At 61.4% G+C, this 14449-nt stretch carries 9 protein-coding genes; all 9 read right to left on the bottom strand.

Features of this window, described 5'->3' with window-relative positions; all coding sequences use genetic code 11:
- Positions 1-7: 7 nt before the first annotated feature.
- On the bottom strand, positions 8-3625 hold the full coding sequence (gene nifJ, locus P5205_16015) for a pyruvate:ferredoxin (flavodoxin) oxidoreductase (GenBank protein HSA11866.1): 3618 nt from the start codon (positions 3623-3625) through the stop codon (positions 8-10).
- Between the two features lie 412 nt (positions 3626-4037).
- Positions 4038-6731, bottom strand: a complete 2694-nt coding sequence (locus P5205_16020; GenBank protein ID HSA11867.1) for a bifunctional acetate--CoA ligase family protein/GNAT family N-acetyltransferase — start codon at positions 6729-6731, stop codon at positions 4038-4040.
- A 53-nt stretch (positions 6732-6784) separates the two neighbouring features.
- Positions 6785-7273, bottom strand: a complete 489-nt coding sequence (locus tag P5205_16025) for an MGMT family protein (GenBank protein ID HSA11868.1) — start codon at positions 7271-7273, stop codon at positions 6785-6787.
- Positions 7274-7431: 158 nt separating this feature from the next.
- On the bottom strand, positions 7432-8640 hold the full coding sequence (locus tag P5205_16030) for an ABC transporter permease (GenBank protein HSA11869.1): 1209 nt from the start codon (positions 8638-8640) through the stop codon (positions 7432-7434).
- Entirely contained in the window at positions 8637-9371 is a 735-nt protein-coding gene (locus P5205_16035) for an ATP-binding cassette domain-containing protein (protein ID HSA11870.1), read from the bottom strand. Before P5205_16035 ends, P5205_16030 begins: the two co-directional genes overlap by 4 nt.
- A gap of 125 nt (positions 9372-9496) precedes the next feature.
- Positions 9497-10525 carry a helix-turn-helix domain-containing protein gene (locus tag P5205_16040; GenBank protein HSA11871.1) on the bottom strand — a complete coding sequence of 343 codons (1029 nt, stop codon included), beginning with the start codon at positions 10523-10525 and terminating at the stop codon, positions 9497-9499.
- 366 nt (positions 10526-10891) lie between these two features.
- Positions 10892-12247: an ABC transporter permease gene (locus P5205_16045; GenBank protein ID HSA11872.1), complete on the bottom strand. Its 1356-nt coding sequence runs from the start codon at positions 12245-12247 to the stop codon at positions 10892-10894.
- A complete protein-coding gene (locus P5205_16050) occupies positions 12244-13698 on the bottom strand; it encodes an ABC transporter permease (GenBank protein HSA11873.1) in 1455 nt (484 codons plus the stop codon). Before P5205_16050 ends, P5205_16045 begins: the two co-directional genes overlap by 4 nt.
- Positions 13695-14435, bottom strand: coding sequence for an ABC transporter ATP-binding protein (locus P5205_16055; protein HSA11874.1), 741 nt, complete (start codon positions 14433-14435; stop codon positions 13695-13697). The genes P5205_16050 and P5205_16055 overlap by 4 nt, the downstream gene beginning before the upstream one ends.
- Positions 14436-14449 lie beyond the last annotated feature (14 nt).

The following is a 14449-nucleotide window of genomic DNA, read 5'->3' on the forward strand; positions in this document are numbered from 1 at the left end:
TTATGAGTTAAGGTTGTTGGTCCACGGTGGTGGCGGGCTTGGGCTGCGTGCCCGCACCGTTGCCGCCATTGGGTTTGAGTCCCGCCAGGTATTGGTAGTAAGCCCAGCGGCGTTCGGCGTCCGTCTGCGCCTGAGCAAAGAACTTCTTCGCGTCCTCCGGCTTGCTCTTGGTGAGCATCTTGAACCGGTTCTCCGAGAGCAGATAGTCCTGCACCTTGGCTTTGGCCGCCTGGGAATCCAGCTGCAGCGGATTCTCGCCCCGCTCGGCACGACGCGGATCGTAGCGGTAAAGGAGCCACTGGCCGGACTCAACCGCCAGCCGTTGCTGGCGGGCACCCGCGCCGCGGTCCAGGTCAATACCGTGGGCGATGCAATGGCTGTAGGCGATGATGATAGAGGGGCCAGAATAGGACTCGGCTTCAATGAACGCCTTGAGGGTATGCTCGTCCTTGGCACCCATCGCCACGCTGGCCACATACACGGAGCCGTAACCCATGGCAATGAGGCCAAGGTCTTTCTTCCGCAGTGGCTTGCCGCCGGCGGCAAACTTCGCCACCGCTCCGCGCGGCGTGGACTTCGAACACTGCCCGCCGGTGTTGGAATAGACTTCGGTATCCAGCACGAGGACGTTGATGTCGCGCCCGCTGGCGAGAACGTGGTCGAGGCCGCCGTAGCCGATGTCGTAGGCCCAGCCATCGCCGCCGATGATCCAGACGCTGCGGCGGATCAGGTTGTCCGCGATGGCGAGCAGCATCTTGGCTTCGCTGCTCGTGTCGGTGGCCAGCTTCCGCTTGAGCGCAGCGACGCGTTCGCGCTGGTCGTAGATGCCCGCTTCGTCGGTCTGGTTGGCATTGATGAGCGCGCTGACGAATTCATCGCCCAGTTTCGGGGCGAGCTTCTGAAGCAGCTCGCAGGCAAACTCCTTCTGCTTGTCAATGGAAGCGCGGAAGCCCAGGCCAAACTCGGCATTGTCCTCGAACAGGGAATTGTTCCAGGTTGGGCCGCGACCTTCCTTGTTCTTTGTGTAAGGCGTGGTAGGCAGGTTGCCGCCGTAGATCGAGGAGCAGCCGGTCGCGTTGCCCGCGACAATGCGGTCGCCGAACAGCTGGGTGAGCAGTTTCAGATAAGGCGTCTCGCCGCAGCCACCGCAGGCGCCGCTGTATTCGAAGAGCGGCTGCATGACCTGCATCTGGCGAAGTTGTGTCACCTTGAGCTTGCGGCGGTCGAACTCCGGCAGGGCGAGGAAGAAGTTGTAATTGTCGCGCTCGCTAAAGCGGATGGGAGGTTGCGGCCGCATGTTAATGGCCTTGAGCTTGGCTTCGGTCTTGTTCTTGGCCGGGCACACCTCAACGCACAGGCAGCAGCCGGTGCAATCCTCGGGTGCAACCTGGAGGGTCCATTTCAAACCCTTCCACTCCGGAGAGCGGGCGTCGGTGCTCTTGAATGTGGCGGGCGCACCTTGCAGGTGCTTCGCGTCGTAGACCTTCATGCGGATGCAGGCGTGCGGGCAGATGGCCACGCACTTGCCGCACTGGATGCAGGTCTTCTCGTCCCAGACCGGAATTTCCAGCGCCAGGTTGCGCTTCTCGTAGCGAGAGGTGCCGGTCGGGAAGGTGCCGTCAGGATTAAACGCGCTGACCGGCAAGGATTCGCCGCGGTTGCCGTAAATGACGCCGAGGGTTTCAGCGATTTCCTTCGGGGCGTCGGCGGTGAATGGCGTGGGAAGCTCCTTCGTGCTGCTAACCTGGGCGGGGATCTTCACCTCGTGGAGGTTGGTCAGGGTCTGGTCCACTGCGGCAATGTTCTTCTTGACCACTTCCTCGCCTTTGCGGCCATAGGTCTTCTTGATGGTGTACTTGATCTGCTCGATGGCCTCATCGCGCGGGAGCACTCCGGAGAGGGCAAAGAAGCAGGTCTGCATGATGGTGTTAATGCGGGCGCCCATGCCCGTAGCCTTGGCTACGCTGATCGCGTCAATGACGTAGAACTTCACCTTCTTCTTGATCAGGCTTTTCTGGACGGGGCGGGGGAGCTGATCCCAGATTTCGCCTGGCCCGTAGTGAGTGTTGAGCAGGAAAGCCCCACCAGGCACGAGGTCCTGGAGCATGTCGTAGCGGTCCAGGAAGATCGGTTGGTGGCAGGCGACGAAGTTGGCCTTGGTGACCAGGTAGATGGAGCGGATTGGCTTGGGACCGAACCGCAGGTGAGAAATGGTCACCGCGCCGGCCTTCTTGGAGTCGTAGACGAAGTAGCCCTGGGCGTAGTTGTCGGTGTTCTCCCCGATGATCTTGATCGAGTTCTTGTTGGCTCCAACCGTACCGTCCGAGCCAAGGCCATAGAACAGAGCACGGACGACCTTATCCGACTCGGTCGAGAAGTCCGGATCGCACGCCAGACTGGTCTGGGAGACATCGTCCTCGATTCCCACGGTGAAGTGATTTTTCGGGCTGGCCGCAGCCAGGTTGTCGAACACCGCCTTCACCATGGCCGGTGTGAAATCTTTCGAAGACAGTCCGTAGCGACCGCCGACAACCTTCGGCATGCTCTTGAGCTTGCCCCAACCTGCCGCCAGGCTCTCGTTCAGCGCCGTCACCACATCCAAGTAGAGTGGCTCGCCCAACGCGCCGGATTCCTTGGTCCGGTCCAGCACCGCAATTGACTTCACGCTGGCTGGCATCGCCTCAATGAACCGCTTCACGCAGAATGGCCGGAACAGCCGCACCTTCAGAACGCCGACCTTTGCGCCGCGTTCGTTGAGGTATTCCACCGCCTCATGCGCTGTTTCGCTACCCGAACCCATGATGACCAGCAGGCGCTCCGCGTTCGGGTCGCCGACGTATTGGAAGGGCTGGTATTGACGGCCGGTAACGGCGGCAAACTTGTCCATCACTTTGGCGGTGATGTCCGCGCACTTGGCGTAGAAGGGATTGCACGCCTCGCGCGCCTGGAAGAACACGTCCGGATTCTGCGCCGAGCCGCGCAGCACCGGCCGTTCGGGGTTCATCGCGCGCTGGCGGTGAGCGATCACGAAGTCCTCGTTGATCACCTGGCGGATAATGTTCTCATCCACCAGCTCGATCTTCGAAACTTCGTGCGAAGTGCGGAACCCGTCAAAGAAGTGCAGGAAGGGGATTCGACTCTCGAGCGTTGCCTCCTGCGCGATCAGCGCGAAGTCCATCGCCTCCTGCACGCTGGCCGAGCTAAGCAACGCGAACCCGGTGGTGCGGGCGTGCATCACGTCGCTGTGATCGCCAAAAATGGACAGCGCATGGGTGGCCAATGTGCGGGCGGTGATGTGGAACACGGTCGGGGTCAGCTCGCCGGCGATCTTAAACATGTTGGGCACCTTGAGCAGCAAGCCCTGGGAAGCAGTGAAAGTGCAGGTCAGCGCGCCGGTCTGGAGCGCGCCGTGCACGGCACCCGCCGCGCCCCCTTCGCTTTGCATCTCCACCACCGATGGCACGGTGCCCCAGAGGTTTTTGATGCCTTCGGACGCCCACTGGTCGCACCACTCGCCCATGTTCGAGGAGGGGGTGATGGGGTAGATGCCCATCACTTCGTTGCAGCGGTAAGCCACGTAGGCGACCGCCTCATTGCCATCAATCGTTGTATAGGTTTTGTTCATGTTGCTAGAGTGCTAAATCACTAAAGTCGTTCGTTCGTTCACGGAAACTGACTGGTGTCCGTGGCGGTCTCCCCGCGAGAATTGCGAATCCTCGGTCCCGGCGGCAGCAATGTGCCCGGGCGCTCGCCCAGGCACTTCACCGCCATTGGCAAAACTTCACCCTATTTTGCGCGCAATCCCGCCCGGTAGGCAAACAGAAAACGGTGTCGCCAAAAGAGGTCCATCACGGATTCTCGGAAAGCGCCAACGGTGATTGCCACCCGCACAACCCAGATGGACTATCTCACTTCCTGACCCGCGCACTGTCCATATTCTGGAGACGGCAAGAGAGATAAGTATGCAGCCCTTATGACCAGACGCTGCAGGCTTCGCGTGAAACCCGCATTCATTGGGCACCACTCGCGCGACGCCCTCAGAGCTTCATCTCAATGACGCACTCAGACTCGCCGACGGGGGTGCGAACCTCGAAGCCGACCTTCTTGCACATCTGCTGCATTTCCTTGTTCTCGCGCAGGGTGTAGGCGACCAGCCGGGTGAGCTTCTCGATCTTGGCGATCTGGATGAGGCGCTGGGTCAGCTCCGTGCCCAGGCCTTTACGTTGGCATTGGTCGGTCACTACGACGGCGAACTCACCGACGCTGGTGCTGTGCAGCTTGCTGAGCCGCGCCACGGCGACGATCTCCAACTGGCCTTCCCCGTTCTTGTGCTCGGCGACAAGCGCGATTTCGCGGTCGTAGTCGTTGAAGCAAATGCGGATGAGGCGGGTGTGGGCAACGCGCTGCTGGAGCTTGAGCGGACTGAAGTAGCGCAGGTAGACGCTGCGCTCGGAGAGGCCCTCGTGGAACTTGACGATGACCGGCTCATCCTCGGGGCGGATAGGGCGAATGGTCACCTTGCGGCCATCCTTCATCTTCCAGCCGCCAACGTATTGAGTCGGGTAGGGCCGAATGGCCAGCTTGGGCAGTTGCTCCTCGGTGGTTTTGGGATCGTGGAGGATGACGCGGGCATCGAGCGCAACGAGGTCATCGCTGGAGGCAAAGAGCGGGTTGATGTCAATTTCCTTGATCCAGCGTTGCTCGGCGACGAGCTGGCTGAAGCCGACCATGAGTTTCTCGAGGGCAGCCAGGTCCACGGGTTTGCGGCCGCGCACGCCTTTGAGGGCGTGATAAATCTTGGTGCGCTCCATCATGCGGCGAGCGAGGGTGGTATTGAGCGGCGGCAGCGACAAGGCTTTGTCCTTGAACACTTCAACTAGCTGGCCGCCCATGCCGAACAGCAGCACCGGTCCAAATTGCGGGTCTATGCTGCTGCCCAGGATGATCTCGTAGCCGTCGCCGAGCTTGATCATCTTCTGAACGGTGACGCCCTGGAAGTGTTCAGCGCCCTTCTTCTGGGTGACCGAGGTTCTGATGTCGTTGAACGCCCGGCGCACGTCAGCCTCGTCCTTGAGGTTCAATTGGACGCCGCCGACATCGGTCTTATGGGTGATGGTTTCCGAGTAGAGCTTGAGGACGGCAGGGAAGCCGATTTCCCTAGCGAGCGCGGCAGCCTCCGCCTCGGTCTTCGCGATCTTGGTGATGACGGTTGGGATGCCGTAGCAATCGAGGAGTTCTTTGGACTCCGCCTCGGTGAGGATGGTGCGGCCAGCTTTCTTAACGGCCTCCACCAGTTTCTGGGCCTTGGCCCGGCCGGATTCGAGGTCGGCGGGATCGGCAGAAGGCAGGGGCGTTTCGTAAAGGGCGCGCAAGTTCTCGGCGTATTGCCACATGGACGAGAAGACCATCGCGGCAGTATCGGGATACGCGAAGGTCGGGATGTCAGCGCGGTTGAGGATGGCCTCGCCGGCGGCGATCTCATCGCCTCCCATCCAACTGGCCAGCACTGGTTTGCCCTCGATGTGGCCGAAAGCCTTGAGCTTCTCGGCGGTGGCAGTGGCATCGGTCATGGCCTGGGGAGTGAGGATGACCAGCAGGCCGTCGTTATTCGGATCCCGGCCAGCCACTTCGAGGGTCTTTGCGTAAAGTTCCGCGCTGGCGTCTCCAATAACGTCAATGGGATTGTTATGGCTCCAGACCGCCGGCAGGAACTTGTTCAACTCTTCCATCGTTTCCTTGGACACCTCGGCCAGGGCGCCACCACTGGTCAACAACGCATCGGTGGCCAACACGCCTGGCCCGCCAGCGTTGGTGATGATGGTGAGCCGGTTGCCCTGGGGGCGGGGCTGCTTGGCGAGGACTTCGGACATGTGGAACAGGTCGGAAATAGTGTCCACGCGCAGCACGCCGCAGCGTTTGAAGGCCGCCTCGAGAACGTCGTCTGAGCCGGTGAGCGAACCGGTGTGAGATGCAGCAGCCTTGGCGGCGCCCTCGGTGCGGCCGGGCTTAATGACAATAATCGGCTTGGTCAAGGCCACCTCGCGGGCGGCGGACAGGAAGGCCCGGGCATCGCCGATGGTCTCCATATAGAGGACGATGCTCTTGGTATTCGGATCATCGCCATAGTAGCTGATGAGGTCGCCCCAGCCCACGTCGAGCATCGAGCCGATGGAGACGAAGGCGCTGAAGCCGACCATTTCGCGCAGGGACCAGTCGAGCACGGCGGTGCACAAAGCGCCGGATTGGCTGATGAAAGCAACGTTGCCGCGGCGGGCGATACCGGCGGCGAAGGTGGCATTGACGCCGCTGATGGGGTTCATCACTCCCAGGCAGTTCGGGCCGACGAGCCGCATGTTGCCGCGACGGACATGGGCCAGCAACTGCCGCTCGAGCTCAACCCCTGCCGGACCTGTTTCCTTGAAGCCCGCGGAAATCACCACCGCGCCGGGAATGCCCAGGTCAGCGGCCTCGCCAATAATACCGGGGATAATCGCGGCCGGTGTGGTGACCACGACCAGGTCAGGCTTCTCCGGAAGGCTAGCCAGCTTGGGGTAGGCCTTGATACCGAGCACGCTGGGGCGGGTGGGGTTGACCGGATAGATGGGGCCGCCGAAGGGCGTGTTCATCAGGTTCCACAGGACAGTGCGACCGACGCTGCCGGGCTTTTCGGTAGCCCCGACGACCGCAACCGATTTCGGCATGAAGATGGCATCCAGCGGATGGCGGTCCATTTGACGGTCGGCGGAGCTAAACGGCTTTTGAATGGTAGAGGTTACGGGCGTATTCATTGGGAATTTGTAGTGCTGAATGTGATGAGTTGTTGCTGGAAGTCGGCGACAAAGCGCCTCTTTCCACGAGTTAAAATCCTATGGCCCTCAGCCCGCAGCCGCCGGCTCAAGCCGCTAATGCCGCCGGGATACTTGGCGTTAAGTTCACCGCCGGTCTTTAGCGTGCGCCAATACGGGGTTACGGCTTTTTGTCCGGCCGCCGCCGCTTCCTGGGCGGCGTTAGCGGCAATCCATGCGAAGATTCCTGTGGTCATGGGACAGCCGATGGTGGCTCGGTGCTTTCGGGCAAGAGCGGCGCGAATCTCGTTGATGGTCGTAAGCTTGCCACGCGGCACACGCTTCATCAGCGCATCCACCTCCAGAGGAGCCGGGATAACGACAGTGCCGCGGCCCCACCGTGCGCTCATTCCGGGCGCGATCTTAACCACTCGCGGCAGGCCTTTGCTGTCCGCGAGTTTCTCCCGCCATGATGTGCGTTTCCTCATTCTGGAAATGGAGCAACCGACTGCAGTCTGCCGGCGGGACGTAGGCCCGACTTCACCGGCGTTGGCAAATCTTCACCATATATTGCGCGGTGACCGGGCCATTAGCAAAGCAAAAACAAATGGCATGCAAATGCCGGCTTAGGTGATGATCCAGCAGTTTAGGTGCGGAACAAAACGCCTTCGCGTTTGAACATCGCCACAGCGGCCGCCAGGGCGCCGGCAGCGTATATGCAGGTCGAGGCGAAGATCAACGCGATGTAGTTCCAATGAAAGGTGCCGGAGAGAATTTCCTTGCTCACGAGGCTGAGGTTCACCACCGGGATAACCGCCAGGCGGCTGTTAAGCTCCACGCCGGGCAGCATCGACGCCACCGCCGGCATGATGGTGACGAGCAGCAGCGGCTGCAAGTAACTGTGCGCCTCCTTGGTGGTGCGGGAGAACAAGCCAATCGCCAGCATTACGGCGGAAAAGAGCAGGGCCATCGGCAGCATCATCACAAACACGGCTGCCAGGGAGGACAGGTCCATCGTCAGGGGCAGGGGCAGCGCTTCGCGGCCCCCGCCGGTGGCCAATCGCTTAACCAGCGCAAAGGACGCCCCCAGGCTGCAGAGCGACAGCAAGGTGGTGACGAGCGAAGCGGTCAGCACCATCAGGCATTTCCCGTACACCAAGTGCGTGCGGGCAACCGGACTGCACAAGAGAGTCTCTATTGTCCCGCGCTCCTTTTCGCCGGCGGTCAAATCAACGGAAGGGTAAATCGCGCCGGTCATGCACATCAGAATAAGGAGGTAGGGGATAAACGCTCCAAGAAGATTGCCACTGACTTTCTTGGGCGGCGCCACGTTAGTCTGTCGTATGTCGAAGGGCTTGAGCAACCGCTCAGGGAAGTTGTGCGCGGCGAGGCGCTTGCTCAACGTTCGGTCGCTCAACTGGCGAAAGAACTCCTCGATTGGCTGCGCCCCGAAGGAGGATTTCATCTCCCCTTCGTAAATGTAAATGTGCACCGTCTTCTTCTCTCCGGTGCGAAGGGCATCGTCGAACCCGGCGGGAATCTCGACGGCGGCACGAACCTTCTTGTTCGATATCAAATTGGTGTAGTCCTGGCTGGCAGGGACGACCTGAATCGTCTTCAGCGCGCGCAATGCGGCCAGGGTCTGCGTAGAATCCTCGCCGCCGAGCACCATAACCCTGGGGATCTCTTGCTGCGCTTGAGTTACCAGCCGGACCGCCAGCACTCCCATGCCCAGCGTGAGCGCCGGGATGGCGATCAACGGCACCACGATCATCGAGATAATTGTCCGCCGGTCCCGCAGCGAATCGAGCAGCTCCTTTCGATAAACAACGCCAACGCTGCGCAAGGTCGTCATTTCTCCTCCACCAGCTTCACAAATACGTCGTCCAGGTCCTGCGCGCCCGTCTGCTCTCGCAGTTCTGCCAGCGTGCCCTCGGCCATCATGCGCCCGTTGTGAATGATGGCGATCCGGTCACAGAGCTTCTCGGCTTCGCGCATCACGTGCGTGGAGAAGATGACCGTCTTGCCGCGCGCGCGACAATCATGGATGAAGCCGACCACCGTTCGCGCCGTCAACACGTCCAGGCCGTGGGTTGGCTCGTCGAAGATCATCACCGGCGGGTCATGCACCAGTGTGCGGGCGATTGAGACCTTTTGTTTCATGCCGCTAGAGAGTTGGTCGCAGCGGCGATGCCGGAATTCATCCATGTCCAGCGTTGCGAAGATGCTTTCCAGACGCTCGCGCAAGACCAGCTCCGCCACGCCGTGCAACCGGCCGAAATACTCGACCGTTTCCTGGGCGGTCAGCCGCCCGTAAAGCGCCGTAGCGGTCGAGAGAAAACCAATGTGTGCGCGCACGCGTTCCGGCTCCGCGGTTACATCGAAACCGGCGACACGGGCGGTGCCGGAGGTGGGTTGGAGAATGGTGCCTAACAGGCGCAGGCAGGTTGTCTTCCCGGCACCGTTGACGCCGAGCAGGCCAAATATTTGTCCCGGTTCGCAGTGAAAACTGACATCGTCCACGGCCCGGATTTGGCCGCGCTTCTTATCGGGGAAGATCTTGGTCAGTCGGCTAGCTTCGATCATGAAGAGCGCCGGGCAGGGATTGAGAGCCGCATCATCTGCAAGAGGATAAGGACGACTGAGGCGGCACACAAGCCGGCAGTCCAGCGGCGATGCTCCAGGGCGAACTTACCCGGCCTGTCCAATGTTCAGCTCGTGCCCAGCAACTGAGCGCGATACTCGGTAGGCGACTGGCCGAGGATCTTCTTGAATACCCGGTTGAAGTGGGTCAGGGACTGAAAGCCGACCTCGAAAGCAATCTCGCTCACGCGCAAATTCGGGTTGAGCAGAAGGTTCTTGGCCTTCTCGATGCGCACGCGCGAGAGGTAGTCCGTGAAGTTAATGCCAGTAACCTGTTTGAACATCTTGCAGAAGTAGAAGGTGCTGGTATTGACGGCTCGAGCAACGTGTCCGAGGCGGAGGTGCTCAGTTTGGTGCTGCTGGATGTACTCTTTGGCGCGGGTGATCACTGGAGGCTCGGCGTTCTCTTGTTGGAGGACAACCTGGTTGCTGAGCATCGAGAGGTGCTGCGCAAAGATGCTGAGAAGTCTCACGACCGCCTCGTGCTTCTTGTTAGGCACTACGCGGGTGGCGAAATAGGCCCGCTCAAGCTTGCGGGGATCCGCATTCACGCCCCATTCGGAGACCAGGCGAAGCGTGCGTTGGAACTGCTTTCGGCTGGGGGCCTTGCGGAAAAGCTGGCCCGTCTGCAGGAAGCCGATCAGGCGATCGCCCAGACGCACCGGCACCGCGGTGTCGCATAGGCCCGCGGGACAATTTACGGTGTGCGCTTCGTCCACCGCGCCGGCCGCCAGTCTTTCCTGGACCTGCAAGCAGGAGGCGCAGGCACGGCTGGTTTCCACTACCAGGGCGCAGAAGGGGCTTTCGTTGCGATGACCATGATGGGGAAGCTGCCAGGATTCCACCGCTCTCAACGCCACGGGCAGGCCTGTGGCCTCGGTAAAGGCGCGCTCGTAATCCTGGAAGATCTTGGAATTGCTCAGCGCCTCGACCAGATTGCGGTCCGCATTGATTCCACTGCTGCCGCGGGACCTCAGCGCCGGCTCCCTGGCTTGAGCGTCCCGGGCGCTGCGCCGCCCCCGCCCGGCACGCCCGGGAGCAGGGGCGGCATCTCCCCCGTCGCCTTCCAAAGCATGCCGAGCAAATGTTGTTTGCATTGACGCAAATTACGAGAACACGGAGAAGGTGTCAATCAGGGCCACAACGTGGTGGCTGTCCACGTACAGCCTATCTCTGCCACCAGGTAGCGGCGGGCATCCTGCCTGACCTGAGGGGAGATATCTTGCCGCTTGGATCGTGGAAGACCAAGCTGCACTGACACCAAAATTGTTCAGACCACGACAGAAAAAGGCGTGGTCTTGCCTCAAAGTCTGTGATCCCCGCAGCTGGTCTAAACGCTCCACCCCTTCCGGTACTTGCGGCGGAAGTAACGATTGAGTTCGGGCAGGTTGGAGCAGCGCATCTTGCGGTCGTTCCATCCGACATTGGCGCCATCGTGCCAGTGAATTCTGAGCCAAAGTCCGCTATTCGTACCTGAGCGCTTGAATTGGATCAAGGCGGGCCGCTTTGAGCGCGGGGAAGAGCCCGGCGCAGACTCCCACGGCGGCACTGAAGGCAACGGCGACAATCATGGCGGCCGGGGTGATGACCGGCGCGTTGGCCGTTGGGCTGATCTGCTCCAGCACTCTCACAAAGCCGTAGGACGCTACCACGCCCAATGCCGCGCCGAGCAGAGCAATGACGATGCTCTCGACGAGCACCTGGGTAAAGACGGACAGACCGGTCGCGCCAACCGCCTTGCAGATGCCGATCTCGCGGATGCGTTCGTTGATGCTGGCGAGCATGATGTTCATGATGCCGATTCCGCCCACGAGCAGGCTGATTGCCGCAATGACCCCACCACTCATGCGCGCGTTGCGAATTTGCTTATCAATGGCCTCCATTTGGTTTTCCTGGGTGCGGAACCGGAAATCCTCAATGCCGCGATGCGTCAGCATGAGGACATTGCGGGTCTGCTGCAGTGCCGCCTCCATTTGGTCGAGTCCGGTTACCTTTAGGCCAATGTCGTCAAGCCGATTGTCCGGGATGCCGCTCTCGTCCCCGGCGGAGCGGAACCGGACCCAGGCGGTGTTGAGCGGCATGTATATGGTCTCATTCTTATGGTCGAAGGCCCAATTGCCGCTTCGGTGCCGGGCTTTCAGCCGGGCGGGGCCGGACTGCGGTCCGCTCGGCCGCTGCCCGGCCAACTCGCGCTCTTTCCTTGCCTGTTCGCTCTCGTAGCGGGTGAACATGCCCACAATTGTGAAGGGCTGCCCGTTGAGGTTGATGCTCTCGCCGACCGGGATGATCTCACGCCCGATTTGCTCCGGCGACCCGAACAGCTCGTCGCGAACGGCAGTGCCGATGACGCAAACCGGGTTGGCGTTTTCCTCGTCCAGGTCGGTGAAGAAACGACCATGCTCCAGCGTATGGAGGTAAACCTCCATGGCGGCCGGCCATACGCCGGCGGCGTCCCAGGCCCGGAACGTCTTGTCGCCCCGGGTCACGATCACGTCATCCACATCCATCTTGGGCGACACCAAACGCATGAGCGGAGCGCTGCTGCGCAGCGCCGTGACGTCAACCATGGTGTTGCCTGGCGCCTGATCGGCCAGATGTTCCTGCTCGGCGGGCACGTCCTGGTCGTCCACGTTGACCCGGTCCGCGCCACCCATGGCGATCATGGTCTCCCGCATGCCGTTCTCCATGCCCTTGATGATTGCGGCAAAGCCAACCAGGCTGGCAACGCCGAGAATGATGCCCAGCATGGTCAACAGGGAGCGGAACTTGTGTGCCCACACTTCCTTGAGGCCGACGACGATGGTGTTAGGCAGGATCATTCGTACCGTAACGCCTGTATGGGATTGAGGTTAGCCGCTTTGATCGCCGGGAAGATCCCCGCCAGAATTCCGACCAGTACGCTGGCGCCGAAGGCCACCATGAGCGCGGTCAGGCCGACGATGGGCGCGTTTTCCGTCGGGGAGATCAGGCTGAGCAAGTCCACCAGGGCGAAGGAGGCGGCCAGACCAACCAGACCACCAAGGATGGCAATCACCACGGATTCAACGAGGATTTGGACAAAGACGTCGCCGGTGGAGGCGCCGACAGATTTGCGGATCCCGATTTCGCGCACGCGTTCCGAGATGCTGGCCAGCATGATGTTCATGATGCCAATGCCACCAACCAGCAGGCTGATCCCGGCGATGAGGCCGCCGCTCCACCGGGCGTTGCGGATGAAGGTGTTGATTTGGTCGGCCCAGTCCTCCTGAGTTCGGAAACCGAAGTCTTCGATGCCTTTGTGGGTGGACATGAGGACGTTGCGAATCTGCTGCAACGCCTCCGACAGCAGGTCCACGCTGGCGATCTTCACCGACAAGCCCGAGAGCCGCGGGTCGCCGCTTGTGCTGGTAATGGTACGGCTGCCGCCACCAGAAGACAGCATAACCTGGGTCGCTCCGGACCGGAACTTCATCCACACCGTGTTCAGGGGGATGAAGACCGTGGCGTTCTTGAGGTAGAAAACGAAGCTGCTGCCCCGCCGAGTGCTGCCCCAGCCGCGACTGCGAACGACGCCTCCCGCCTGCTGCTGGCCGGCCTGGCTTTGGGCGAGCAACCGCGCCTTGCGGTCCTGCTCGCTCTCGTAGTGCTGGAACATGCCCACGATCGTGAAGGGCACGCCATTGATGAAAAGGGTTTCACCGATCGGGATGATTTCGCGGCCAATCTTCTCCGGCGCGCCCCACAATTCGTCACGCGCGGCGGTACCGATGACGCAGACGTTGCGGGCCATTTCATCATCCAGCTCGTTGAACATCCGGCCGTGCTCGACCACGTGCTCATATAGCTCCAAGGCTGCAGGCCAAACGCCAACGCAATTCCAGGGTCGGAAGCTCTTCCCCTTGGCCGTGAGGGTGGCGGAGATGCGCATTTCCGGCGAGAAGCGCGTCACCAACGGGGCGCTTTGTTGCAGAGCCTGCACGTCGTTGATGGTGATGCCGACGGCCTGGTCGGAGAGATGGCGCTGCTCAATCGGGAGGTTCTGTGGTTCGATGCTCACCCGTTCCAGCCCGCCGATGGCCACCAGCGCCTCTTTGGCTCCCTTCTCCATGCCCGCCACCAGGGCCGACATAGCTACGAGACTGGAGACGCCAAGAATGATTCCCAGCATCGTCAGCAGCGACCGGAACTTGTGCGCCCAAATCTCCCGCATGCCCGCGAGGATGGTGATGCCAAGCTGCCCCCAGGAATGCTGGAACACCTCAGGTGAGGTATTGGCCCGCCGCGCGCTCATGGCTGTGCCGGCACCGTCGCGCCGGCGGATTGCCCCGGACCCGCCAGCCCGGCCAGGGTCAAATCCACCTGGGCCGCGATCTTGCCGTCGCGGATCTCTATGCGACGCGGTGTGACCGCGGCAATCTCAGGGTCGTGGGTGACCAGCACGATCGTGCGGCCCTCCTGGCTGAGCTTGCGGAAGAGTTGCAGGATGGCGTCTCCGGTATGCGAGTCGAGATTGCCGGTTGGCTCGTCGGCGAAGATGATTCGCGGGTTGTTGACGAGGGCCCGCGCGATGGCGGCGCGCTGTTGCTGCCCCCCCGAGAGCTGGCTGGGACGGTGCCTGGCGCGGTTGGCCATGTCCACCAGCCTTAAGGCTTCCGCGGCCCGCGCGCGCCGCTCCCGCGCGGAGATGCCGCTATAGATCATCGGCAGCTCGACATTCTGGACAACATTTAGCTTCGGCAGCAGGTTGAAGAACTGAAACACGAACCCGATTTTCTGGTTGCGGATGGCTGCAAGCTGCCGCGAAGTGGCATCCTGAATCATCACCCCGTCAAGCTGGATCGTCCCCTTGCTGGGCGAGTCCAGGCACCCCAGGATGTGCATCAAGGTGGACTTCCCGCTGCCTGACGGACCGATAATGGAGATAAACTCGCCTTCCCCAATGTCGAGGCTAACGTCGTCGAGCGCCCGGATTTCCTCATCGCCAAGGTGGTAAACCTTGCTGACGTTGCGGACTTCGACCAATGCCATGGGCGTGATGCGTG

Source organism: Candidatus Paceibacterota bacterium (assembly GCA_035452965.1).
Taxonomy (GTDB): Bacteria; Verrucomicrobiota; Verrucomicrobiia; order Limisphaerales; family UBA8199; genus UBA8199.